This window comes from Phyllobacterium sp. (genome assembly GCF_037994425.1).
Classification (GTDB): Bacteria; Pseudomonadota; Alphaproteobacteria; order Rhizobiales; family Rhizobiaceae; genus Phyllobacterium.
The window spans coordinates 1-25,347 of record NZ_JBBNAM010000122.1; the positions used below are offsets into that span (position 1 = coordinate 1).

Annotated in this window: 22 protein-coding genes and 3 pseudogenes; 19 read left to right on the plus strand and 6 right to left on the minus strand. The window is 54.9% G+C overall.

Going from position 1 to position 25,347, the window contains the following annotated elements; translation table 11 throughout:
- Both AAAB35_RS08770 and AAAB35_RS08775 read left to right on the plus strand, forming a co-directional pair.
- On the plus strand, positions 1-2,234 hold a 2,234-nt coding region (locus AAAB35_RS08770; protein WP_340667870.1), incomplete at its 5' end, for a phosphoketolase family protein.
- Positions 2,235-2,465: 231 nt separating this feature from the next.
- Entirely contained in the window at positions 2,466-3,701 is a 1,236-nt protein-coding gene (locus AAAB35_RS08775; RefSeq protein WP_340667872.1) for a DUF4010 domain-containing protein, read from the plus strand.
- Positions 3,702-3,732: 31 nt separating this feature from the next.
- Here the strand turns inward: AAAB35_RS08775 and AAAB35_RS08780 are convergent, their stop codons facing one another.
- Positions 3,733-4,047 carry a cytochrome c gene (locus AAAB35_RS08780; RefSeq protein WP_340667874.1) on the minus strand — a complete coding sequence of 105 codons (315 nt, stop codon included), beginning with the start codon at positions 4,045-4,047 and terminating at the stop codon, positions 3,733-3,735.
- Positions 4,048-4,758: 711 nt separating this feature from the next.
- Here AAAB35_RS08780 and AAAB35_RS08785 point away from each other — a divergent pair.
- From AAAB35_RS08785 to AAAB35_RS08845, 13 genes and pseudogenes are all read left to right on the plus strand, one after another.
- Entirely contained in the window at positions 4,759-5,451 is a 693-nt protein-coding gene (locus AAAB35_RS08785) for a hypothetical protein (protein WP_340667876.1), read from the plus strand.
- A 76-nt stretch (positions 5,452-5,527) separates the two neighbouring features.
- On the plus strand, positions 5,528-6,211 hold the full coding sequence (locus AAAB35_RS08790; RefSeq protein WP_340667878.1) for a hypothetical protein: 684 nt from the start codon (positions 5,528-5,530) through the stop codon (positions 6,209-6,211).
- Positions 6,212-6,265: 54 nt separating this feature from the next.
- Positions 6,266-6,991 (plus strand): carboxymuconolactone decarboxylase family protein, encoded by a 726-nt coding sequence (locus AAAB35_RS08795; RefSeq protein WP_340667880.1) that lies wholly within the window; start codon positions 6,266-6,268, stop codon positions 6,989-6,991.
- Between the two features lie 71 nt (positions 6,992-7,062).
- On the plus strand, positions 7,063-7,614 hold the full coding sequence (locus AAAB35_RS08800; RefSeq protein WP_340667882.1) for a rhodanese-like domain-containing protein: 552 nt from the start codon (positions 7,063-7,065) through the stop codon (positions 7,612-7,614).
- A gap of 185 nt (positions 7,615-7,799) precedes the next feature.
- The gene (locus tag AAAB35_RS08805; RefSeq protein ID WP_340667884.1) at positions 7,800-8,858 is read left to right on the plus strand and encodes a hypothetical protein; all 1,059 of its coding nucleotides are present in this window, start codon (positions 7,800-7,802) and stop codon (positions 8,856-8,858) included.
- Between the two features lie 43 nt (positions 8,859-8,901).
- Positions 8,902-9,267 carry a hypothetical protein gene (locus AAAB35_RS08810; RefSeq protein ID WP_340667886.1) on the plus strand — a complete coding sequence of 122 codons (366 nt, stop codon included), beginning with the start codon at positions 8,902-8,904 and terminating at the stop codon, positions 9,265-9,267.
- Between the two features lie 129 nt (positions 9,268-9,396).
- On the plus strand, positions 9,397-9,609 hold the full coding sequence (locus AAAB35_RS08815; protein ID WP_340667887.1) for a hypothetical protein: 213 nt from the start codon (positions 9,397-9,399) through the stop codon (positions 9,607-9,609).
- 17 nt (positions 9,610-9,626) lie between these two features.
- Positions 9,627-10,943, plus strand: coding sequence for an alpha/beta hydrolase (locus tag AAAB35_RS08820; protein ID WP_340667900.1), 1,317 nt, complete (start codon positions 9,627-9,629; stop codon positions 10,941-10,943).
- A 239-nt stretch (positions 10,944-11,182) separates the two neighbouring features.
- A pseudogene (locus tag AAAB35_RS08825) lies at positions 11,183-11,479 on the plus strand (arylsulfatase); the annotation flags it as partial.
- Positions 11,480-11,806: 327 nt separating this feature from the next.
- On the plus strand, positions 11,807-12,637 hold the full coding sequence (locus AAAB35_RS08830) for a universal stress protein (protein ID WP_340667888.1): 831 nt from the start codon (positions 11,807-11,809) through the stop codon (positions 12,635-12,637).
- Between the two features lie 97 nt (positions 12,638-12,734).
- Positions 12,735-13,384, plus strand: a pseudogene (locus AAAB35_RS08835) (BON domain-containing protein).
- A 507-nt stretch (positions 13,385-13,891) separates the two neighbouring features.
- Positions 13,892-14,239, plus strand: a pseudogene (locus AAAB35_RS08840) (hypothetical protein); the annotation flags it as partial.
- A 319-nt stretch (positions 14,240-14,558) separates the two neighbouring features.
- On the plus strand, positions 14,559-14,888 hold the full coding sequence (locus tag AAAB35_RS08845; RefSeq protein ID WP_340667889.1) for a cytochrome C: 330 nt from the start codon (positions 14,559-14,561) through the stop codon (positions 14,886-14,888).
- Between the two features lie 247 nt (positions 14,889-15,135).
- Here AAAB35_RS08845 and AAAB35_RS08850 read toward each other — a convergent pair whose 3' ends face one another.
- Together AAAB35_RS08850 and AAAB35_RS08855 are read right to left on the minus strand one after the other, a co-directional pair.
- A complete protein-coding gene (locus AAAB35_RS08850; protein ID WP_340667901.1) occupies positions 15,136-15,459 on the minus strand; it encodes an EF-hand domain-containing protein in 324 nt (107 codons plus the stop codon).
- Between the two features lie 96 nt (positions 15,460-15,555).
- A complete protein-coding gene (locus AAAB35_RS08855; protein WP_340667890.1) occupies positions 15,556-15,708 on the minus strand; it encodes a hypothetical protein in 153 nt (50 codons plus the stop codon).
- 453 nt (positions 15,709-16,161) lie between these two features.
- Here AAAB35_RS08855 and AAAB35_RS08860 point away from each other — a divergent pair, with 453 nt between their 5' ends.
- Positions 16,162-16,692 (plus strand): GNAT family N-acetyltransferase, encoded by a 531-nt coding sequence (locus AAAB35_RS08860; RefSeq protein ID WP_340667891.1) that lies wholly within the window; start codon positions 16,162-16,164, stop codon positions 16,690-16,692.
- A 252-nt stretch (positions 16,693-16,944) separates the two neighbouring features.
- On the opposite strand, the gene AAAB35_RS08865 is transcribed toward AAAB35_RS08860, so the two are convergent.
- The gene (locus AAAB35_RS08865; protein ID WP_340667892.1) at positions 16,945-17,475 is read right to left on the minus strand and encodes an Hsp20/alpha crystallin family protein; all 531 of its coding nucleotides are present in this window, start codon (positions 17,473-17,475) and stop codon (positions 16,945-16,947) included.
- Between the two features lie 594 nt (positions 17,476-18,069).
- Here AAAB35_RS08865 and AAAB35_RS08870 point away from each other — a divergent pair.
- On the plus strand, positions 18,070-18,297 hold the full coding sequence (locus AAAB35_RS08870; RefSeq protein WP_340667893.1) for a hypothetical protein: 228 nt from the start codon (positions 18,070-18,072) through the stop codon (positions 18,295-18,297).
- Positions 18,298-18,799: 502 nt separating this feature from the next.
- On the opposite strand, the gene AAAB35_RS08875 is transcribed toward AAAB35_RS08870, so the two are convergent.
- Positions 18,800-19,897, minus strand: coding sequence for a PHB depolymerase family esterase (locus AAAB35_RS08875; protein WP_340667894.1), 1,098 nt, complete (start codon positions 19,895-19,897; stop codon positions 18,800-18,802).
- Positions 19,898-20,680: 783 nt separating this feature from the next.
- Between AAAB35_RS08875 and AAAB35_RS08880 the strand changes: the two genes are divergently transcribed.
- Positions 20,681-20,926: a DUF982 domain-containing protein gene (locus tag AAAB35_RS08880; RefSeq protein WP_340667902.1), complete on the plus strand. Its 246-nt coding sequence runs from the start codon at positions 20,681-20,683 to the stop codon at positions 20,924-20,926.
- A gap of 674 nt (positions 20,927-21,600) precedes the next feature.
- Here the strand turns inward: AAAB35_RS08880 and AAAB35_RS08885 are convergent.
- Positions 21,601-22,278, minus strand: a complete 678-nt coding sequence (locus AAAB35_RS08885; protein ID WP_340667896.1) for a DUF1194 domain-containing protein — start codon at positions 22,276-22,278, stop codon at positions 21,601-21,603.
- Positions 22,279-22,823: 545 nt separating this feature from the next.
- Here AAAB35_RS08885 and AAAB35_RS08890 point away from each other — a divergent pair.
- The gene (locus AAAB35_RS08890; RefSeq protein ID WP_340667898.1) at positions 22,824-24,605 is read left to right on the plus strand and encodes a radical SAM protein; all 1,782 of its coding nucleotides are present in this window, start codon (positions 22,824-22,826) and stop codon (positions 24,603-24,605) included.
- The last annotated feature ends 742 nt before the right edge of the window (positions 24,606-25,347 follow it).

Consider the following 25,347-nt stretch of genomic DNA (forward strand, 5'->3'; position numbering starts at 1 on the left):
GTCATTGGGGAACGTCCCCTGGTTTGAGCTTCGTTTATGCGCACCTCAACCGCGTTATCCGCAAAATGGATGCAAACATTATTTATATTTGTGGCCCAGGGCATGGGGGGCCAGCGATGGTTGCGAACGCCTATCTGGAAGGTAGCTACACCTCACGCTACCCATTTGTAACCCTCGACGAAAAGGGGATGGGCAAACTCTTTCGACAGTTCTCATTTCCTGGCGGCATCCCGAGCCATGCGGCACCTGATGTGCCAGGTTCGATCAATGAAGGCGGTGAACTCGGATATTCCCTGTCTCACGCCTTTGGCGCGGCTTTCGATAATCCCGACCTTGTTGTTGCGTGCGTGGTGGGCGATGGGGAGGCGGAAACGGGCCCTCTTTCCGCGGCTTGGCACTCCAACAAATTTCTCAATCCCCAGAGAGACGGAGCGGTTCTGCCCATCCTGCACCTCAATGGCTACAAAATCGCAAATCCAACGATTTTGGCACGCATTTCGCATGAAGAGTTGCGGTCGCTGTTTATAGGATACGGCTACGATCCAATCTTTGTGGAGGGAGATGCCCCCGCTTCGATGCACCAAACGATGGCTGGCGCTTTGGACAGGGCCATGCAGCGAATTCGAACCATTCAGTCCAATTCCCGAAAGGATTACGATGCGTATGCAGCGCGACCGATTTGGCCGATGATCATTCTTCGCAGCCCGAAAGGGTGGACCGGCCCAAAATTGGTGGATGGTTTGAAGACCGAAGGTTTCTGGCGTTCGCATCAGGTTCCGCTCTCCGGCCTCGCTGACAACCCCCAACATCTCAAACTCCTTGAGGAATGGATGCTCAGCTATCGCCCGGAAGAGCTTTTTGACGCAAGAGGAGCTCCCCGACCGGATGTTGTGGCAAGCACACCCCAAGGGAGACGCCGGATGGGGTGCAACCCTCATGCCAATGGCGGCGTGCTGCTCAGACCGCTTGAAATGCCAGCGCTTGAAACGCACGCGGTGCCCTTATCAGGGCCGGGTTGTGTAAAGGCGGAAGGCACGAAAATTATGGGCGCGTTCTTGCGGGACGTGATGCAGGCTAACGTCACATCGAAAAACTTCAGGATCATGGGTCCCGACGAAACTGCCTCGAACCGGCTGCAGAACGTCTTCGAAGTGACCGATCGCGCGTGGGTGGCGACGGTCCTGCCGGAAGATACAAATCTTGGCCCAAATGGAAGGGTGATGGAAATTCTTTCCGAACACACCTGTCAGGGCTGGCTCGAGGGCTATCTCCTTACCGGCAGGCATGGATTCTTCTCATGCTACGAGGCATTTATCCACATTGTCGACTCGATGTTCAACCAACACGCCAAGTGGTTGGATGCGAGCCGCGACATTCCATGGCGGCAACCGATCTCATCGCTCAACTATTTGCTTACCAGCCATGTTTGGCACCAGGAACACAACGGTTTCAGCCATCAGGATCCGGGCTTCATCGATGTTGCGCTCAATAAGAAGGCCGATGTCGTGCGGGTTTATCTTCCTCCGGACGCCAACACTTTGCTCTGCATAACTGATCACGTGTTGCGCACCTGGGACCGGATCAACATCATCGTCGCGGGGAAGCCCCCCCTGTGGCAGTGGCTGTCGCTTGAAGAGGCTCGCGTCCACTGCAACGCAGGCCTTGGGATATGGCATTGGGCTTCAAATGACGGTAGCCTCGAGCCCGACATTGTCATGGCATGTGCAGGGGATGTGCCGACGCTTGAGACGCTGGCGGCGGTCAGTATCTTGCGGGAATTCATGCCCGAACTTCGCGTCCGGGTTATCAATGTGGTTGACCTGATGGCATTGCAACCCAAAGAACGCCATCCACACGGGCTCGCCGACGAAGAGTTCGATGCAATGTTCACAACGGACCGACCTGTCATCTTCTCGTATCACGGCTATCCATGGGCAATCCATCGTCTGACCTACCGCAGGACCAATCACGAGAATTTCCACGTGCGCGGTTACAGCGAGGAGGGAACGACGACGACGCCGTTCGACATGACGGTATTGAATGGACTCGACAGGTTCAGCCTTGTGGTAAGCGTGATCAATCGGGTCGCTTCATTGGGCTCTCAAGCAGCGGATCTGAAACAGTTAATGCAGGAAAAATTGCTGGCTCATCATGACTACATCCGCGAACATGGTCAGGACATGCCCGAGATCTTGAACTGGGAGTGGAGCGCGCATTCCGACAAAATCGACTGATCGTCGGCGAAGGACATAACCGGTACAATCCTCATCTTGAATGCAGGAACCTCCAGCCTGAAATATGTTCTCTTCGACATTTCGGACGAGTTGCGACAGCTTTGCACAATAGCATTTCATCGCTCGACGCCAGGCCGCAAATGACGGTCACTGAAGGTGAGGGGCCACCACTTAACATCGACCTAAAAGAGGCGCCAGCACCATGTTTGTACGTTTGCGCCAAAGACAACAATGGATGAACTAATCCTCAGATTGGGATTATCCCTTTCAATCGGAATAGTCATCGGGCTTGAACGAGGCTGGCGCGAAAGAGACGCACCCGGGGGGAGCAGGACAGCCGGGATACGCACCTATGGAATAACGGGGCTCCTTGGCGGCATATTAGCCGCGCTGGCTGCTGCCTTTCAGGCTCCATCGGTTTTCTTGACTGGTTTTATCGGATTTTCTGCAGTCTTTGCGGTGTTCGCGTATCGCGAAACCGAAAGGGAAAATGTCTTTTCGGTGACGAGCACCATCGCAGCAATGTCAGCCTTTGCTCTAGGAGGACTGGCGATCGCTGGCGATTTCCGGGCAGCGGCGGCCGGTGGGGCGGCTGTGGCTTGTCTATTGGCGAGCCGCGAGGTGTTGCACGGGTTGCTGAGACGTTTGTCCTGGAACGAGGTCAGATCAACCCTGACTCTCGCGGCCATGACGGCGATTGGATTGCCACTTCTTCCAAACCACGCGATCGATCCGTGGGGAGGTTTCAATCCCTTTGAGATCTGGCTCCTCACCATCCTTTGCGGCGCGATTTCCTACACCGGGTACATCGCAATCCGTGTTCTCGGCCCGAAGGGCATCGTTCCCGCAAGCCTGCTTGGTGCAATCATATCGTCAATGGCGGTCACGGCTGCCTTGGGGCGAAAGGCGAGGGCGGGAGAGCCCGTTTCTTTGATGGCTGGGGGCGCTTGCCTCGCCGGAATGGTGTCCATCATCCGCGTGGGACTGCTCACGATATTGATCAGACCCGAGATTGCCGCTTTGGTCTTCCTGCCCCTTGGCGTTTCGGCTACAGTAATGGGCGTCTTCGGTGCAATTTTGTCTTTCCGCACGGTTTCGGAAACATCAGAAAATTCCGCTCAGCGAAATCCGTTTGATATCGCATCCCTGTTGATATTTGCAGGTGCTTTTGCAGCGATTTCGACATTGAGCGCGGGACTTGTCCGTCACTTTGGATCGGAAAGCTTGCTCGTAGCGTCGGCTCTGGCCGCCGTCGCGGATGTCGACATTGCGGTCCTAAGCACTTTGAGATTGGGCGGCGAGATCGAACATCTGTTGATCCGCAATGCGATCCTGCTGGCTCTTGCCAGCAACGGTTGTTCGCGCGTAGCTCTAGCTTTGATCACCGGCGGAATGCCATATGCATCTTGGCTGATGGTGGCAAGTGTGACGGCACTTTCCTTGGGTGGCGCGTCGCTACTGTTCTAGCCGCCGTGTTGGGACGGAGGACCTCCGATGCTTATTTCTGAATCGAATTGAGATAACGGATTATGTCGGAGATATCTTTCGGCTGAACCTTGAATTCCGGCATGTCCGGATGACCCGTCAATATGCCCTCGGCCAGCGACTCCTCCAAGTTGACAAGCGGATAGCGCGTTGAAAGTGACCTGAATGCTGGAGCGTCGGGATGAGGGCTTTCTCCCGTTGAGCCGACAGCGTGGCAGGGGGAACAGTTCTTCTCCACAAAAGTGCGCCCACTCCGGATTGCTGCGTGATCATCTCCAGCATAGGCGGGCACAACTAGAATCATAAGCGCCGTCAATGTGATCCGCATGGTGAATCCCTTCTGCCAAGGTGTTCCGGCAGTTCATGGCCATAATAACACCCACTGACATTAGGGGGATTGATGTAGGTCAAGGAACGTCGTTGCATAAAGCGGCTTCTGGTATGAAGCCATCAAATAAAACTCCTGTCGTTGCAGCCGTGGTGTTTTAAGTAATCGGCTGTCCCTCCAGCGAGAGTGAATCTAAGATCTGTTCAAGCAGACCGAGCATCCGAAGTCTTGAAGAACACGCCTTCGTGCTTGATAAAATAGTGTACCTAGCGGAGTGGCCCCAGCCGGTACGCACCCTCACCGGAAGGCCGTCATCGGGCTCGCAAGGATGGCCGCACAGGGTGTAGCCTGTCCCTCCACATACGCCGGTAAAAACGGCAAAATAGATTCCTCGTATTGGATGTTCCGGTCCTGTTTATGCGATCATGGGTCGGGGCAATTTTCAATAGTATAGGACGAATATGGACCTTAACCAGGCGTGCGCGATCCTGCGTCAGCAGGCGATTGTTTCGCGTCTAAATTTCCTTTCTTACCCACCTGAACGAACATCTAATCTGGTTTGAAGCCCAAACGTCGAGATCAAGTGTAGTCGCTCAGCTCCTTGATCCACATCAATGCGGACATGGAGATTTCCGTTAACGGTACCTCACAACAAAACCAAGAACGGACCAATTTCGAAAACTCAAAATTTCACCATGGGAGGAAACGCAAGTGAAACTTCCGCATTCAGGCTTTGATCCCTTCAACCACGTCAAATTCCCGAACTGCCGGGACACGAGGTACCTCGGCGCCGCGATCGTCGTCGGCAAAGGACTGAACGCTCGCGCCCACATGAACGCGAACGCAGGAAATGAGGCGACCCCCGATGACTTCGTCTGGCAGCCCGATCCAGAGAAGAAGGCCAAGGAGTTCGGGGTCGACATGGTCGTCGCGAACACTGGTCGCATCTGGACGTTCGACCACGGCGAGTGCCAGTACGGCTACAATTGGGACTTCAACGGCGCTAAGATGGGCCACCTCGGGCAGATGGTCGCAAAGGACCTGATCGCCCACTTCCACGGGGATCCTTACGTCCCGACCCTGCTCACCCGCTTGACCAAGTGGACCTGGGATGCCGGCAAGGAGGCGCACATGCTGCGCGAGCCCAACGGCACGGTCTGGGTCATGCAGGAGTACACGAAGGATGTCGACCCCAGCCTCACCATCGACAACCTGAAGAACATCGGTCCCAAGCTGAAGCAGCTCCCCAAAGGCTGGACCTTCGAGACGAAGGTGCTGGAGAAGGACCTCGTGGCGGACACGACGAAGAGCGACGGCTGGGCATCGATCATCCGCGACGACCTGCATTGCACCTACCAGGCCATGGGCTACGACACGGACACCAGCGCCAACTACATCCCCTGACATACAGGCGAGGCAGCAGATTGGTTCTGTTGCTTCATTTCACCCAGCTCAATTGTTATCGCAACGGGAGGCGGAGATGAAACTTCGAATAGGCATGCACGGGGCGCGGACCCTCGTCAAGAACACACGCGGCAAGGCATTCTGTGGTCTCGGAGCCTTCGTGGGCGTCGGAGGAACACAACGCGCTCATGTCTATACGGCGGCGTCGCTCGATGACATCACCCCGGAGAGCCACACGAAGATCGATCCCGTGCGACTGGCAGGTGAGCTCGAGGTGGATATGTGTGCGGTCAACGGCGGACGCATCTGGCTGATGGATGAACAGGATGTTCAGGGTGGTGATGTCGTGGACTTCCACGGTGTCAAGATGATGTATGGCGGAGAGATGACCGGGGCCGAGATGATGGCCCAGATGAAGAATGCCTATCTCCCCTCGTTGATCTACCGCAACAGCAACTGGATCTGGCACGCCGGCACGCCGGTGCATTTGCTGCGCGATCCGAAGGGAACGGTCTGGGTCATGCAGGAATACACGAAGGATGTCGACCCGAGCCTGACGCTCGACAACCTCGACCAGGTGGGCAGGAAGCTGAAGAATCTTCCGCAAGGCTGGACGTATGAGACCAAGGTTCTCACCGAGGATCTTTCGCTCGATACGGCCCGATGCGACGGCTGGGCAGCAATTATCCGCGACGAGTTTCACTGCACCTATCAGGGCTGCGGCTATGGCGCGGACACCAGCGCAAACTACGTGCCGTAACCCGAAAAGTAGCTTTCGAACGACGCGCAAACCAAAAAATGAGGAGGTGAGGAGTTGCCAAAATCTAACCATGTGTCCAGCGGCGCGGATACCTCGCATGCCGCGGATCAACGCCCGCAGAGCAGCGCAGGTTCACCGCCTGTGCCCACCGAAGACCTAAAGCGCACGCTCAATGCCAACAACGCCTTTGAGACGGTCGCCAACGTAATGGCCTCGGGGTCAGTACTTGTCCAGGCCGCCGTCAAACCGAAAATACCTGCTGCCTTGCGGGAGAAGATCTTTCTGGCCGTGACCTCTGTAAACGATTGTCGCTACTGCAAGTGGGGTCACACCCACTGGGCGTTGGCACGGGGTGTGCCGCTGGAAGAAGTCAACGAGATACTGGGCCTTCAGGTCAAATCGCTGGAGGCAAAGAACGACGCCGAGGCGGCAGTGCTTTTATTTGCCCAGCACTACGCGGAAAACCTCGACAAGTTCGACCCGGAATCAATTGAGAACCTGCGCAGCTTCTACAGCGAGGCCGAGGTGGCGGAGATCCTCGCCTACATAAGATTTATCACGCTCACCAACCTGACGGGTAACACGGTGGACGTCTTCCTCGATCGTTTGGGCAATGGCCTCTTCGAGGGCATGGTTGTCGCCGCCGCCGCTCCGGTTGCATTTGTTCTGTCTCGCATGGCGCGTTCAGACCGCCAAGTTGGTATGGACCCGATTCGATCCGATCGGCACGTTACGCTGCAGGATACTCCACCAAAACCCGACACAGAACGGAGCCAGTGATGCGTACACTGTCGGGATCTTCAGCCGTCTCTGAGGCGTAAGGCCTCGAGGAAATCATAGAGGAAAGAACAATGGTTGAAATTACCACCCTTCCTAAGGAAAAGCAGACGACACTGGGTCTCTACGTTACGGCTGCCGAGGCGTACAAACGGTGGGAGGCCGCACCTGGGACGGTGAAGATTCTCGACGTTCGAACGCCCGAGGAGTTTGTCTTCGTCGGTCATCCGGCGATGGCCTGGAATGTCCCCATTGCGATCCAGACGCATGAGTGGGACGCCGCCAAGAAGGCGCTTCGGATGAAACCGACGCCGGACTTCGTGGCGCGCGTCAAGGAAATGGCCGCCCCAACAGACATGATCCTCGCCACATGCCGATCGGGCGGTCGCGGTGCCATGGCCGTCAACATGCTAGCAAAGGCCGGGTTCAGCAACGTCTATAATATAGTCGACGGAGTGGAAGGTGACATAGTCGATGATCCTGACAGCGTTTTTCACGGGATGAGAATGAAAAACGGCTGGAAGAATGCGGGTCTTCCTTGGGCCTACGACCTTGATTTCGAGAAGATGCTGTTACCGGCGACGCAGACGGAGCCGATCCCATCGCCAGCAGGTAAAATAGAATGAGCTTTCTCTAGCAAGCGGAAATCACGATGGTAACTAGACTGGAGCAAGCAACCGACGGCTTGAAGCCGTCCGGCGAATCGGCGGCCCTTTCGCTCTTCTCAGAAGGTCCTCTACATAAGCTCTTGTTCCGGACCCGGCAATCCGAGGACCCCGATTCGACGGCACGCCAACGCTTTGGTGTCGCCTTGGCATTGTTGGCCTGGTTACCACTGTTGGCCTTATCGAGTGTGGAGGGCCACGTTTTTGGCGGGGACGTGGTGGTACCGTTCCTGCACGACCTGGAAGTTCATGTCCGCCTACTGCTGGCGCTGCCATTGTTGATCGTTGCCGAACGAGTGACGGAGGCGCGCGTGCGGCCTATGCCGCGGCAGTTCATCGAGAGAGGTCTGATCCCCGACAATGCTATGACGCCGTTCCAGCGCGCCATAGAATCCGCGGCGCGATTACGCGACTCCGCCTTTGCAGAAATTCTGCTGATTGCATTCGTGTATGGTGGCGGCATCCTTATTTGGCGGCGCTATGTCGTCGCCGAAACCGTGACGTGGTACATGATTCCGTCGCCGGATGGTCCAAGGTTGTCGCTCGCGGGAACGTGGTATGCTTGGGTAAGTCTGCCGATCTTCCAGTTTATCTTGTGCCGCTGGTATTTCCGTCTGTTTATCTGGGCACGCTTTCTGTGGCACGTTTCGCGCATTCGCTTGAAGTTGATTCCGACCCACCCCGACGGTCTCGCTGGCCTCAGTTTTCTTTCGAATACACTTCGAGTTCTCACAGTGTTCGCTGCAGCCCATGGTACGTTGCTTGCGGGATATCTGGCGACCCACGTTATTATCCTTGGAACATCACTGACTGAGTTTAAGGCAGAGATCGCCGCAATGCTGGTTCTAGTGCTGTGCGTGGCTACAGTTCCGCTCCTGGTGTTCGTACCACAGTTGTCGGAGGCGAGAAGAAACGGCCTTCGGGACTATGGAAGATTGGCCATGCGCTATGTGAGCGAGTTCGACGTCAAATGGATTCGCGACACTAATCACAAGCCTGGAATGCTCTTGGGCAGCGCCGATATCCAATCGCTCCCCGACATGGGCACCAGCTACGCAACCGTTCGAACAATGCGTACGGTACCCGTAACGAGTGATGCTATCTACCGCCTCACAGCGGCGACTATGGTTCCAATGATACCGATGTTACTCACAATGATGCCGCTAGAGCAAATACTGCGAAAACTGGCGACGATAATACTCTAACATCGCACACTCGGTGGAAATCGATTTTTGGGAGGGACGAGAAATGAACTGGATTAGCACCTTCAACCTCGCTGGGCTTTCGTTCGCCACTATCATGGCAATGGGCGGTTCAGTACAGGTCACCTTGGCGACGGAATCTGTTGCCCCAAGCGTGCCCACCGGGTTGCCGCTGGGCATCATGTGTTGGAACGAGCGGACCAAAAATTGGGCCGTCGGCTATCTTGCCACGGTCGAGAAGGACGGCACCGCGACATACATGCCAGCGGGCGGGCAACTTTCCGCGAAAGTGAGCGCTAAGGGCATGGTTGAGTCACCCAAAAACCGCCCCGCTATCTTTGATTGCTATGGCAAGACTATAGAGGAGTTGAGAGCCATCGGGCGCATCATTGACTTCCAACACTCTCCCTAGCGCTGCGTGACCAGTGAGAGGACGGAAGATACGTCATCACTGCGAACAAGATCGACCAGGGACTCAGCACGCCATCAAGACAACGACTGGAAGAATGGCATCAAGGCCAGATCACTTTGGGAGGCACCAATGAACATTTCAATGAAACTAATAATCGCTCTGCTGGCTGGGATCGTCGGTTTGTTCGGCATGGAGGCTGGCTACCAACTTACAATCCCGCATGAGCTCAGTTTTGTGACGATTGCCGAGGCCCGGGTTGGCCGTCCGCTCACCCCAGTTAGCGTTGCCGGAGTGGCACGGCGGACGGCACGACGCTGCGCCGTCGGCGTCTATTATTGTTAAGATTGGTGGCCGTAATGATGAATGGGAGCGGTGGTAATTCCCGGTGGTCGTCACGCTCGGGTTCCGGACTTTTACGATGCGCTATAATTGGCACGTTGGTTATCCTTGCGTCAGCATGTGCTGGTCGTCCGAAAAACGTGTTGTTGCCCGTGGCCGACACCGTTCCTTCGTCCAGCAGGGTTGAAATGCTGGTGGCTACAACGCGCAGTCGCTCGTCGGTTCCGGGGGAGATGTTTACAGGCGAACGCGGACTGGCGCCGGCATTCGCAGACATCACCGTGTCGATCCCCCCCAAGAACGCCCGAAAGGCGGGGGAGGTCGCCTGGCCAAAGAAACTGCCGGCCAATCCGGCTACTGACTTCGCAACCTTGAAAGCGGATGAAATCACAGCGGATGCAGCCAAGAAATGGCTCACCACATCCGTCCGAAAGAGTCCCGATCGCAGCGTTCTTGTATTTATCCATGGCTTCAATAATCGGTTTGAGGACTCAGTCTACCGCTTCGCACAAATCGTCCAGGATTCAAGCGTGCATAGCGCGCCCGTCTTGGTGACGTGGCCGTCGCGCGGCAGTCTGCTCGCCTACGGATATGACCGTGAAAGCACGAATTATACCCGAAACGCTCTGGAGAAACTGTTTCAGTATCTAGCGCGCGATGCAGAAGTTAAAGAGGTCTCCATAATTGCGCATTCGATGGGCAACTGGCTTACGTTGGAGTCGCTGCGACAGATGGCGATCCGCAATGGCAAGTTACCTGCGAAATTTAAAAACGTGATGCTTGCGGCTCCCGATGTCGACGTCGACGTATTCCGTTCGCAGATTGCAGATATGGGAAAGCAGCATCCGCAGTTCACCCTGTTCGTCTCGCGTGATGACCGCGCACTGGCTGTTTCGCGCCGGGTTTGGGGAGACGTGGCCCGACTTGGATCCATCGACCCGGAACAGTCTCCATACAAAAAGGAGCTTGAAGCCAACAAGATCGCTGTGATCGACCTGACGAAAGTTAAAGCGGGCGACGATCTCAATCACAGCAAGTTCGCAGAATCTCCGGAGATCGTACGGCTTATCGGTGCCCGTATCTCCGATGGCCAGACGCTTACGGACAACAGGATCGGACTTGGCGACCAGATCCTGGCTGCAACCACCGGAACGGCGGCGGCGGCTGGAAACGCGGCAGGCCTGATCCTTGCCGCTCCGGTCGCTGCCGTCGATCAAAATACCCGTGACAACTTCGCAGATGAGGTCGGCGCGTTGACCGGGCCGAAGAGCGGAGCAAAAAGGAAGGCCGTCGTTGACTGCGTTGCCGAAACTTCTCCGGCAAAGCGATGCGACTGACTCAGTTAGTTGACCCAACAAGAGCCATTAGGGGAAGGAACACGGCCATGAAGATCCGCTACAAGAGAGGCTTCATATTCATGGTAGTTGGCCAGGCGAGCGCAATATAAAAATCGGTGCAAGCAACTCGCAGGCGCGGGTCTTCTCACCATAAGTTGCTTTTTTTGGCACGCGCACAGGAGGTGACAGGCGTTCGTCATTTACCCGCAACAACATCAGGCAGCTCCCGGAGATCGCGCCCCGGCAAACCGTGGCTCGTTTACTACGTGCCCGGAGCGACCCACGCGCCGCATCATCCCACGCCCGAGTGGCTGAAGAAGATCGGTGACATGCACCTTTCGACGACGGCCGGAACAAGCTGCGCGATGTGATCTTCGCCAACCAGAAGCGGCATGGCATTATGCCAGAGAACGCCCCAATGACGCCGTGGCCGGACGGACTGCCGAAATGGGATACCTCGGTTTCGAAGAGAAAAACTCCTTATCAAGCAAGCCGACGTCTACGCGGCCTATCTCGCCTATGCCGACAATGGGATCCGCTGCATCTCCGATCGCGATCAAGATGGGTGAGGGCGACGCAAATAAATGAATCGCGAGGTCGATATACGACTTCGCTTATCTCCCAAGGCTTCCGCAGTGATTTTCCCTTGAGGCTGTCGCACGCCTGATAGGATCTCCCATAAAGATGAGTTGTACAGCTGCCCCTTTTCACGGCGTTGCGGGCAGCGGATCGCGACCACGTTGTGGCGACCAGCAGCGTTGATCTGGATCAAGGCACTCCCGCGCCAGATGTCGCAAGCTTCCATTGCAGTCTGGCATAACCGTCAGCAGTAATTGGGCCGTAATTCCAAGGAGGGAACCCCAATGTCCCTAAGAACCATCATGTGCGTTGTCGGATCGAAGGTGGGAGACGCCGATCTCAAAATAGCCATAGACCTTTGTGCGCAAAACGATTCCCACCTTTCGGTCCTTGTCATCTTGATGGCTTCGCCACCTCCCATTGGCGATTATGCATCCACAATATCGGATGCATGGCTGGAGGAGCGGCAGCACGACCTCAAGAAATTGGAGAAACGTACCGGGGTAATCACTCAGCTGCTCGAGCAAGCGGGGATTTCAGCCAGCGTCGAAAGCGAATATGCCGAGTTCGTTTGGGCCGCCGAAGAGATTGGGCGCCATGGCCGGTATTCTGATTTGACTTTTGTTGGCCCCGAGGTCCTGAAGTCCGCAGACCTTAGATCCAAGGTAGTGGAGGGTGCTTTGTTCGAATCTGGACGACCCCTTCTGATTTCGCCGTCCGGAACAGTCCCGACGCTAACGCCCAAGCATGTGCTTCTGGCGTGGGATTCGCGCGTGGAATCTGCGCGAGCGGTCCGGGAAGCGATGGGTATGCTTATCAAGGCAGACGACGTTCACGTTACGCTCGTCGATCCGGATGTTAGCTCGAATGGACCTGAACCCGGAGCCGACGTTGGCGCCTACTTGGCTCGCCATGGGGTGAAGGCGATTGTGGACAGGCTGCCTAGTGGTGGTGATACGGTTGCGAATGTTCTCAATCAGCACGCCGTCGACATTTCCGCCGATCTAATTGTGATGGGTGGATATGGTCACTCCCGTCTGCGGGAACGGGTGTTCGGAGGCGTCACGAAGTCGATGATCGACGCACCGAAATTTCCCATCCTAATGGCACGTTGAGCGGAGCCGCGTTAATGCCAAAGCGTTCCGGGTGCATGGGTTAGATCATTGGAAGAAGCGGCGGCCACGTCTGCTTCAGGAACAGAGGACAACAGCTATGGATGATATAACCTTGCGGCAGAATATTGTCGACGAACTCGATTTTGAGCCCAGCATTGACGCTGCGCATATTGGCGTAGCCACCGAAAACGGTGTGGTAACACTTTCGGGTCATGTCCAGACATATGCCGAGAAGAACAAAATCGCCGATGTGGTTTGCAGGGTCGGAGGCGTACGTGGAATTGCGCAGGAGATTGAGGTGCGTCCGCGCGGGTCGCATCGCACGGCAGATGATGAAATTGCAAAGCGCGCGCTAAGGTGATCAAATGGAATACGGTCATTCCTGAGGGAACTGTTTTGGTCAAGGTGCAAGATGGCCGGGTGACGCTCATGGGTCGAGTGAAGTGGAATTATCAAAGGAACGCTGCTGGGGAAGCCGTTAGAGGCTTGAGGGGCGTAATCGACGTGGTGAACTATATTGAGGTTGAAACTAGCTCAATGGCGTTTGACGTCAAACAGCGCATTGAGGATGCCCTTAGGCGGGCAGCCGAAGTAGAAGCCAAGAGCATCACTGTGGACGTCGACGATGCCGGCAGGGTCAAACTCCAGGGGCGGGTGCGCGCGTGGTCGGAACGAAATGCCGTGGAAAGAGCCGCTTGGTCTGCTCCAGGCGTCAAGGTGGTTGACGATCGCATCATCGTTGTATGATGTGGCACACATCATCGCACAAATAGTGCCGGAGGTCTTAGCGCTCACCCGGGTCGCAGACCCATAATTTTGCCAAGAAACTGGGCCCCAATCTGATCGGGCGGTTTGAACGAAAAAACCGCCCGAGGAGCTTGATGCCGACATCATTTTCGCTCCAATATGCGATCTTGTACCAAGCGTTACGCGCTGTGCGCAAGGGCGGCTCCGGTGTGGGGTGGTGCTCATGTAAGCGATATTCCAAGCATGACATATGCGGCGCAAACGCGAGCGGGTTTCCGTCTCAAACCTTACTCGTCAGGATGTCAGAGACTTCTTTCCGTCGCTGCCAGAGCCGAAGTGGTGACCACCACCGTTCGCTATTCGTTGGAAGAAGCGATTAGCTCAATACAGGATTTGCGATGCGGCTATTTGAGTGGAGCTGCAGTTGTTGCTCCAAGGCGCGCTTAGGCTTCGGCTTAGTCCTGTAATCCATTTTCGATATCGAAGCAGATATGCTTCGCAACGCGAATTGCCATTCCGTCGTCAGTGCGCGGGCTCAAACAATTCAATCGGGATGCGGATGGCCGCATTGTGCATGAAGCAAAGGTCCACAGTGAACCCGATGCGCTGAACGCCTGGTTTGGCGAGCCCGGGGTGGCAATGGAGCGAATCGGTCTGGAGGCCGGCCCCTTGTCTCAATGGCTTCACGCTGGAATGGCTGGGGTAGGTCTGGCGGTCGAACTGATCGAGACGCGCCACGTGCGTGCGGCCTTTAAGACGATGCCGGTAAAGGCCGACAAGAAGGATGCGCGGGGCATTGCGCAGTTGATGCGCCTCGGCTGGTTCAGGCCGGTCCACTGCAAATCTGTGGCGGCCTTAACTGTCAATTTTGGTGCAGGGGACAGGACGAATTTCCGATTGATCAAACAATCGAATTCTTTCCACTCTTGGCCTCGGGCGGCTCCGGCTCCAGTGATAGTACTCGTCCATGGTGAGGCTGAGGAAGTGGAGGAACGACGGCCAGTATACAAGAACCGTGTCATCTGCTGGAGGCCGACAGCCACACGCTTTTACCTTCGGGAAAAGGGTCCAGCGCACGTGAGGTGGCGAATTACGATTGCTCTTCCTTGCTCGTCTACCTAGCCATTCGCTGTGCCGTCCGATAGGATAGGAAAAGCAGTGAGGGCGCACGATTATGGGACATCTGTATGGCTTTGCAGTCGGTATGGTTCTCACCGTGGTGCCAGCAAGCCTCAATGCACAAGAAGTGGGAGACCCGCAGCAGGGTTCGATTTTCGCGCGGCATGTCTGTGCCATTTGCCACGCAGTCGAGCATGGACAGCCTTCATCACCAAACCCACAAGCGCCGACCTTCGACACAATCGCCAAGACCCCGGGCATCACTGAAATGGCATTGTATGCATCTCTTCGAACGTCGCATCGCACAATGCCTAACCTTGTACTGAAGAACGAGGATATCAGTAACATTGCAGCCTATTTGTTAAGTCTGAAAGACGCCCGATAACGCATGATCGAAAGCGCTTGAGAAACGACAGGAGAGCGAGCCCCTGCCACTGTCATCCCCCAAGATGCAGTTAAACCGCAGGGCTCCGACCCGGCGTCAGATCAGATACACCTCCCGAGCGTTCACTCGAGAAATAGTACCGTCCCGTTGTTTCCTTAACGCTTCGCCAATGGGTCACGGCGAGGACTGCAACGACCTCGTAAGACGCGGCAGGACCGATTGTCCGCCCCTAAGCACAATCGTCTTCTTACTGCCGCATGAACGCTTGAACCTCCTCGGGCGTGACTTTGCCATCCTTGTCAGCATCTACCTTGTCAAAAATCCGCTTATGGATTGTTGTCACTTCTTCGAAGGAAAGTGCCCCGTCGCCATCGACGTCGGCGATGGCGAACATGAACTTCATCATGTGCCCGCGCATACCCATCCTAGGTATTTCGCCCATCATGTTCCCACGCATCATGCCAGGCGGCATCATACCGGACTGATCGGGCTGAGTACCCTGAACTTGCCCCGTCATATCTCCGGATTGAGACTGCGTAGAGGACGTCTGTGCGACCGCGGTACCGATCATGCCGGTGCCAACAATAACCGCGAACATGATTGCGCGTGTCGATTCAGGAAATGCCATGAGACTCTCCTTCCCTGCCTCTGGTCCACAGACCACATACTATTTCTCATTGTTTTCTATTCTATCATAGACAAGAAACGGTGCAGCGAATTCTCGCGCCGGATCAATTCTTAGATACCCCTTTTTCTTGGCTTTGTTCGCCGCTTCAAGGATTGCTTTGGTAAGCAACTCCAGCGGGCCAACACGGTCCATTGCCGCCCATTCGTTCCATGTACTTGATCATGCACCGCCTGCCGATTGAGCGGTTAGCCGCTACCCATGCCGGTCTTTGGCTCGCAGCGATCCCCAATGGAGGCGTCCGGTTTGCCAATCGAACTGTCGCTTGGGACACAAGACCAGCGGCCGCCTCAACATCCTGTTGCGGATCGGAAGCAGGTCTGAGCACTTCCGACGTCGATATTGCGTCCGCGCGGATCTCGACAGACCGAATTGGGTTTTTACTGGCGTTTTTGTTCATCTCGGCGCCCGCAATAGCGAGTCCCCGTAACTGTTGTTCTAAATGCTTCAGGTCTGTCTGGCGATTGAGCGAGATCAATGCCAGCTCATTCAGGATGCTATAATTCAAACTTGTGCGGTGGGACGGACGGGGAACGCTTTGAAACCCTGACTTGATAATGCCCACAGAAGAAGCATAGGAGAGACACGATGCTGGCCGACGACATCAATCATGATCTTACCACACGCACTGGGTTTCGTTTTCATGTCCGGCGCGCATTGCCACAGGATGAACCAAAGGTGGCAGAGTTTTTCAAACACGTGACGGCGGAGGACATCCGATTTCGGTTCTTATCGGGCATGAAAGAAGTTTCGCACGAAAGACTTGCAGCGATGACACGTTCTGATGATCGACAAGTCAGCAACTTCTTGGCATTCGCACCCAATGATACGTTACTTGCCGTGGCAATGCTTGCTTCTGACGACGGACTTGAACGTGGCGAAGTCGCGCTCTCCATCCGCGAGGATTACAAGCGGCTTGGGATAAGTTGGGAACTGCTTTCACATATAGCCAATTACGCCAGGAGACATGGGTTTAAGAGCATCGAGTCTATTGAGAGCCGGGAGAACCATGCGGCCATTGAGCTCGAGCGAGAAATGGGTTTCAAGGTCATGAGTTATCCCGACGATCCCAATGTGGTTCTGCTTCGCCAAGAGTTCAGCGGTTCTGTGCAGCAATAGTATTTTTCCAAAGCCGAAAACCGCAGTGTTGAACTTTTAACTGTCTTTTCCCCATATGACATTGCGAAGAAACTCGCTTCAGGGCGGGTCGTGGAACCCTCACAGACGAGGCTCCAATATTGCACGCGCTGTCTGAGGCAGGGCTCCAGACAGCGCTTGAAGAAGACGACGGTGTACATCCGCTATCGAGAATAAATGACGGCGTTCCCCATAACTCCTCGACGTAAGCGCCACGCTAATGCGCGGCGCGGTTTAACCTGCCTTGACGGAAATCTTCTTGTGCGTTTTCTGCGTCTGAGCGGTCTTGGGCAGCTTTAGCTTGAGCACGCCTTTCGAAAAGCTCGCCTCGATCTTGTCTGAATCTACCCCTTCAGGTAGCTGGAAGATTCGGTGGAACGATCCATAGCGCCGTTCAGAAAGATAGTAGTCCTTTTCGCGCTCTTCCTTCTCTTCGCTCTTCTCGCCCTTGATGGACAGGGTATGGTTCGAAAGCTTAATCTCGATGTCCTTTTCATCCATTCCTGGAAGTTCTGCCGAAATCTCGTATTCCGTATCTTTCTCGACCATATCGGTCGCTGGCGCTACCTGCCACGCAGCTGGATGAGGAACCTCAACTCCGAAAATCGACCTCCCGAATGGAAACCGCCAGGTGGAAGGGCTGAAATCATCAAAAATCCGATCGATTTCTTGCCGCAAATTTTCGAACGTTGATCGCGGTGAGCTGGATGTGACATCTCTTTTCTTTTCGGATTTGATGGGAAGCTTGGTCATTTTATCGGTCATATCTTTTCTCCTCAATTAAGTTACGGCAACTCATTGCAGCCCACGAGCTCGTGCCATTCTTGAAACGCGAAAGACAACTCGCCACCGTCGCGTTGCTCGCTGATCGAATTCACTTCCGGTTCTTGCCAGAAGGCTTGGTGCGACTGCAGACAATAGATTCATCAAACCAAGATCTCGATCGCACAGCATTGATACGGATCAATGCACGGGGTCATTGCCGCTTATCACGCACTTCAATGTCGATGTTTTCATTTTGATGCGCATCAAAGTCACATCGGCATGGCAAATGATTTCGAACGTTCTGCCTGCCCTATCCGGCCCGAAGCACACCCCACTGAATGGTCAGCATTTTATTGGAGTTCCGGTCGTTGCGACGAGTGGCAGTTTCCCTTGCAAGGCAGCTCAGCGCAAATAACTGGCAGCCATAAGCAAGTTTCGCTAAGCGCGGATGTTTTCGAATTGCTAGTGGATGGAGCGCGTAAGCAACAAGTACGAGCCGATCGCTGCATCGACTTGGAGGGGGCAACTGTCTGTTTTGGATGGGCCGCAGAATAATCATAAAAGCCGGGAAAACGAGGCAAATGAACAAAGCAGTTGACCCCGCGCTATTTGGGGGTGCTGGCCATTCTCGATACCTATCAGACAAAGGTGCGCGATGAGATGCTGGTCAAGACTGTCTTTGAGGCGTTCTACTGGATGGCTCTCGACGGCAAGAAGATTTCGCGCATTGCCTGCACCGCCGTTGGGTTTAACTATGATATTGATCTTAGAACCGCGCTCGGGACACTGGTCGGCAAAAACGGTCCTGCGCTCGCGTCTTAGCAAGGGTATTCGGCTTTTCGAACTGAACTTCAAGGGATGATCGCAGTGTGCAGTGATCAGCGAGTTCGCAAAGAGATCTGATCGCACTTGCGCAAACAGATTGAGGATATAAAAAAGCCTGATCATCGAATTTGATCGCGATGCGAGACTACGATTTGTACACGTGGGTCTATTTGAACGCTATCTCGGGTCGCGTGACTTCACGCTGTGTTCGAAGCCTATCTTAACGGACGATGGCGGCTCTTTAACGGTATCCGTCAAGCGGACCTCGACGGATTGGTACGAATTGGCGGCGGCTGCAATTCCGCCGAAATTGCGTTTGCCTTGCCGTTCCGCGAGATAGTTCCGGCACCGATAAGGATTACCATAGATAGAGTCGACGCCCCATCAGAAGTCCAACCGCACACGATGAACACGGTCTCGAGCGAGGAGCCAGTACCCCATTGTGGAGCAAAATTAGCAATGCGCAGAATATATCGACGAAACTGGTCGCATAGGGCCTCTATCGCATCAGGCCCGCAGCCCGCAGCGCACCTTCAATCACCGTACCAATCGCATGGTCATCCGGCTTGGGACTCGCGTCAGTTGCAAATAGCGCAAACGATGGCTTGGGGGTTTCAACAGCCTGTCTTTCACCTTCCGTCAACAGATCCCACGAACTTGCGATATGCCACGTCGACGAAATCCCGACGTCGAGCATGAAGGTCCCGGACGTTCCATACCCGTCCGGACCGCTCGTTTTGATTGGCGTGCCGTGAACCATCCCATTGATGGTATGCCCTTCAATACATACTGACCCATTGGCGTCCTTCCACGTCCTGCACCGATGTGCCTGGGCAAGCGATGTGACGATCGGCGTATCGTTGAGCTCCTGCAATTGCCACCATTGACTTATAATCGCCTCCATGTTGATCGGATCAACGGTCGTATCAGCAGTTCCCTGCCATACGGATACTGCGGGCCAGGGTCCTTGGTAGTCCGAGGCCTGGCGCACCTTGTCAGCCAGCGCGCGGCTTTCGGGCATGCCGTGGCCGCGCATGCGGTCGAATGCCTCGGGGATGGTTGATGCGGTGCCGAACGGCAATCCCGCGATGATTGCGCCCGCCTTGAACAATTCAGGATAGGTTGCGAGCATGGCGACAGCCATCGCCCCGCCGGCCGACAAACCCGTTGCATATATCCTCGCACGATCGATGAGATATTTTTCTGTCATGGCCAGCACCATCTGGCTGATAGACGCAACCTCGCCATGCCCTCTGGTCGTATCGCGGGGGTCAAACCAGTTGAAGCAAAGATTTGCATTGTTATTTCGCTGTTGCTCAGGAAAGAGAAGTGCAAATCCGTGCGCATCGGCGAGCTCAGACCACCCGGAACCACGGTCATAGCTGGCCGCCGTTTGCGTGCAGCCGTGCAAAACGACCACCAGTGGCGATCCGGGTCCGAAAGTTGGTGGAATGTACTGCCACGCACGAAGCGCACCGGGATTTTGGCCAAAGTCCGCCAGGTGCTGCAAGCGTGTGTTCAAGCCCGAAACCGCGAAGGGCGCTGCTGGAATTCGCGTGGCATTCAAGCGTCTGATCGTGTCAGCTATATTGCGCATCAAGACATCCTTTCCTGTCAACGACCGGAACGGCGTTGATTGTTCACAACGCAGTTGCGAAATAAAGGTTGCTGCGCTGCACAAAATAGCGTGGGTGGTAGAAGTTGCGGGCCGTGCAAAAATGTGGGCAGCCCGCAGTGTTCTTGCAAACGCGGTGGCACTGTTCGAAAACCTTGTCGAAAGGCGCGGGGTCATTCGCTTATAGCGCACCACAGTATTGTGAGAATGCCGGACTGATGGCGCGACGAGGGCTATGTACAACTTGAGCAATCACAGCAGAGGTGAATGTGCGGGCAGTACACGCTCACCGATAGTAAGTAGATCACTCGCGAGTGATTTGATTACATCTGATGGGCATCGGACCCTTTGGTTTGTTGGGTTCGGGTAGCGCAGCGTTGGTGTCATCGTTGCAAACTCAGAGTGCCCCACCAGGCGCTTTTAAAAGTGAGGCTCGGTCTGAGGAGACGAACCGAGCCTCTGTGTTGCCGATGGCTAAATGCACGACGCATGAATCGTGCGCCTGTTGCAGGTATCCGTCAATTCACGTTAGTTTGGGAAGATGAGGTCCAGTGTTACCGAACTAACAGCGCACCGAACCTCAGGTCGAAGGTGTTGGCCTCTCGACGCGTTGTCCTATGCTGCACGCAGCAGCGCTGTCAACGCTACCTGGCAAAAAGGTAGAAGAAAACCGTTGTCGGTCCGCCAGGAGACACAATGCGGAACCAAGCCTGTCGAAGAGCGTTTATGGGCATGGGTGACACGTCTTTTCCACGCGTTTTAATTATGACCGAACACGGCGCAGGGTTGGTAACCGTCGCTTCGGTTGATGAAGCTGTCGATTTCCTCCTACAGAATTGGCCGAGCCCGAAAAGCAGCAAGTTCAACGCGGCACGCCAGGCGTGTCTTGCTGCGCTGGAAGGTAAAAAGACGGCCGGGGCGGCACGCTCAGCGTTCATTAGGGCAGCTAGGGAATCTGGACTTTACGTTCGCAAGCGGTCTCCTTCAGCAAGCGACACTGGCGATCAGTGATACAAACGACTATCCCTCGATCGAAAGCCCCACCCTTATTCTAGAGAAATTATCATAAGTTCACCAAAGCCGGCATCTCCACTGCTGCGGCGCCCGCCGACCTGAGGATCAGAATTCAAGTGAACAGGGGTAGCTATTCGAGCGTTTGAGACGGGTGAACTTGTCAGCTCGCATAATTCTTGAGAAGTGGCGCGGTGTCGCTTCTAAACAACGGAAAGCGAGGGCATCAGTCCCCGAAACCATGAATTGTGGGGGGTAAAGGTGACAACACACCGCATTGGGCGGCGCGCTTTCTTGCGAGCCCAGCCGACTGTCTTCATCGTCAATCTCGAAACCGCAATATTGATGGGGCATCGGAAACTGACAGAGCAACTTTTGATTGCGACTGCCCACAAGGCGTACTTACATTGTTCCCGATCTACAGAGCTCCTACGCCAGTGTGACGTCTGAGCTTTGCCCACCGCCCGTAAACCATTCAGCGTTAAACTCGGCGATGATCCGGCCATCACGCACATTGAAATACCATGCTGCCCACCTTGCTTGTTGAACGAGCTTCTCCCCGCCCTGCAAGGAAACCCAGTATCCTGTCCGCTCTCTCCAGATGCCGCGGCGGCCACGCCTTTCTCCGAGGAATAGGCCCGTCCTGCCTCGTCAGCAAGGCTGCGGGCAAACGTTCAGGACAACTCCCTGACAAGTTTCAGCCTGATTGCCTGCGCAAAATCCGCAAACGTTCTTATTTTCATGACGAAACTGTTTGGGCCTATGATGACTCTGTTGGTGTAGTAGCTGGCAAGGTCAACGTCTTCGTCCGATATCACCAGCGCATTGATGGTGACCCCCATCTCCTCGGCACGGCGGCGTGCCTGAAGCAGTGATATCGAAGGCCTTCGCTTGGGCGCTGAGGTTTCCGCTCCATCGCCCGAGATATCAACGATCAGCCTTCGAGCGCACAATCGCGACCGGGAAAGCAGTTCAAGCCCTGTCCAGATGCCTGAACCTATGTCGGTGTTGCCGAAGACGGTGCGCTCGTTACGTTCAATTTCCTGCGCGAACTGTTCCGATGGCTTCACGCCGTCCATATCGATAAAGTCGATTGTTTGAGAAGGAAATTCGCCATCGCCCCAGAATACCACGGCAACCGACACACGACCCGCGGATCGTATCGCTGACATTACCGACGCATCGCGGAACGCAGAGGCAATTGCTGATTTTTGAAACGCGTATTCGTCGTCAGAAATGCTTCCGGACCCATCCACCGCCAGGACCAGAGCAGTGTCGACGCAAGCGTTCGAACGCGACGTCACAGTCGCGAGGTTCGCGACCGCCATCGCGAAAAGCAATGCCCTATGCATGAGTCCACCCCCCGTGGATCCGCCGAACGGCGAACTTAGTCTACCTAGCACGCATAAAGAATAAATGATCTCACCCCACGGGGTGAGAGCAACAGCTATTCCATTCAATGAGCCATGCCAGCCGACCAATCAGGACACCATCATGGAAAAAGAGAACGACATGGTCCACGAGTCTCCCACGATGCGAACGGCATCGATGAACTCCAAATACTCTGTTTGGTCAGACAGGAGTTGACACGAATCTTCAAAAATTCGCTTATTTGGCGTCAACTTGATGTCCGTTGGGCTCTTTGGCGATTACCAATCTCTGTGTCTAACTGAAGCATTCTTGCAATCTCCTGCACGGGTAAGGTCGAGGCGTTGTTCGAACTCGCGACGACCCAACGGTCAAAACCTGCAAACTGACCTGATGGGGATGGTCGATGAAATTATTGTCTACTACAAGACATTCGGGGCAAGGGATGGTACGGTTAAACACGATTTCAAAAAAGCGGGTCTGGTACCCGAGTGTTTGAAGAATTGCCTCCAACCCCGAAAGATCGATTTTGTCCCATGTTGCCGAGGCTAGAATTCGACGCTTTCAGCTCGTATTGATCAAGCCGTCACACTACGATGACAACGGATATGTGATCCGCTGGTGGCGAGCCATGATTCCCTCGAATTCACTCGCTGCGCTTTACGGCATTGCTGCCGATTGTGCAGATCGTTCGGTGATTGGCCCAGATGTCGCTATCGATATTACGGTCATCGACGAGACCAACACGCGTGTCGACATTCCGGCGCTTCTTGCTCAATTTCGGCGAAACGATGATTTCGGAATGGTCGCTCTGGTGGGTGTCCAATCCAATCAATACCCGCGCGCACTCGATATTGCCCGTCCGTTCCGTAATGCATCACTGCCCGTCGCCATGGGTGGCTTTCACGTATCGGGTTGCCTAGCCATGCTGGACGGAAGCGCTGTCGGGCTCGAAGCATGTCGCGAGCTGGGCATTGCCATGTTTGCCGGCGAGGCAGAAGGCAGACTGGAGATCCTGCTGCGCGATGCTGCGTCCGGGGGCCTGCAACCCCTTTACAATTTCATGGATGACCTGCCTTGCATTGAACGCGCTCCTGTGCCGTTCCTGCCGAAACGCTATATCAAGCGCACGCTGGGACTCAGCGCGAGCTTTGATGCCGGTCGCGGTTGCCCTTATCAATGTTCATTCTGCACCATCATCAACGTGCAGGGGCGCAAATCGCGATTTCGCTCGGCGGACGATGTCGAAAAACTGGTGCGCCTGAATTGGGCGCACGGTATCCACAAGTTCTTTATTACCGACGACAACTTTGCGCGAAACAAAGCGTGGGAATCAATCTTCGATCGGCTTATAGACTTGAAAGAGAAGGAAGGAATCCCCCTTGGCCTGATGATCCAGGTTGATACACTTTGCCACAAGATCGATAACTTCGTGGAAAAAGCCAAGCGCGCCGGCGTCACGCGTGTTTTTATCGGGCTTGAGAACGTCAATCCGGACAATCTCGCCGCGGCCAAGAAGGGCCAGAACAAAATCACCGAATACCGCACGATGTTGCTCGCGTGGAAGGCACAGGGCATCATTACGCTGGCCGGCTACATCCTCGGCTTTCCATCCGATACCCCCGAAACAATCAGGCGCGATATAGCAATCATTCAGGACGAGCTTCCACTCGATATCGTCGAGTTCTTTTGTCTGACACCGCTACCTGGCTCGGAGGATCATCAGAAACTGTGGAAAGACGGCGTAAAGATGGAGTCCGATCTCAATATCTATGATGTGGAGCATGTCTGCACAGCCCACGCCAGGATGAGCAAGCTCGAATGGGAAAGCATTTATAGTGAAGCTTGGTCGCTCTACTACACACCAAAACACATGAAGACGCTGCTGCGTCGTGCTATTGCAACTGGCGTTCCAGTAGGCAGCCTGGTCAAGTTGCTTGTTGCTTTCGCCACGATGGTCCGTTTCGAGCGTGTGCACCCGCTGCAAAGCGGCATCCTGCGTTTGAAACATCCCTCAGAACGACGTCCCGAATTGCCGCGCGAAAATGCGCTGATCTTCTGGCCACGATTCTATTGGGAAACTCTTGCCAAACACATCAGCCTCGCTGCTACGATTGTACAGTTGGCATCAACAGCGTTCTTGATTTCACAAAACCCGGCTTCAAGGAAATACCTGGACCACGCTTTAATGGCCGTGGGTGCTGACGATGAGGAGACCCTTGCCCTTTTTACTCAGACGACGGGTGGCACTGAGGCGGTTCACCATATGAGAAAGATTGCGCGCCTCACACACCCGAACCAAGCCGTCTGACGTGCCACAATATGATGTAGTTGGCCGATTGTCATTCTTCCTGCGCGACGTACATTTGTGGACGCAGTTGCTCCTCGAGTATCTCACACGCCAAAGCCATGACACCATTGTTGTCGTCTCCTGATCATGCTCAAGCATCGGCGGGGCAAACTCATAGATCTCCGTAATTTCGCAGTCTGATAACGCACCGTTATTCCGAAGATGGCAAAGGACGTCAGGACGGACCAGTTAAAAAGATTGGCTGAACACGCGATCAATCATTCCCATCTCCTTTTGAAGCAAATAAGTGCACTTTTCAGTAAGCGATGTGCCAGTCGCACGTAACAAATGAAACGGTTGAACTGCGCCGTCCGCCGGAGAACCCGTCGTCGTGAGAAAGTCGGTTCGATAACAATTGAAACGACGAACAGACCCCCCGTGAATTCCGTGCCAGCACTGTGCGGACGTCGACGGAACACGGAGTTAAAATCTTTCCCAGTGAGGCCTGAAACGTTTGGCAAGTTTGTGCTGCATGTGGACGGCGCTACGCTCAGGTCTCACCTGCCGCAGTGCGTTTTCATGATAACTAACAGGGCGTCGATTAGGATACCTCAGAGGTCCAGTTGCTTTTTGGCAGTCACCCCCATCTCCAAATCAATCTCGTCCTCGAAGGCACGCTTCTTGGAGGCGATGAACTGCCGATAGCCGTCGGGATCGACCCAAGCGGCCGCACCCTCTTTCGCCATGCGGGCGTATTTGCCCT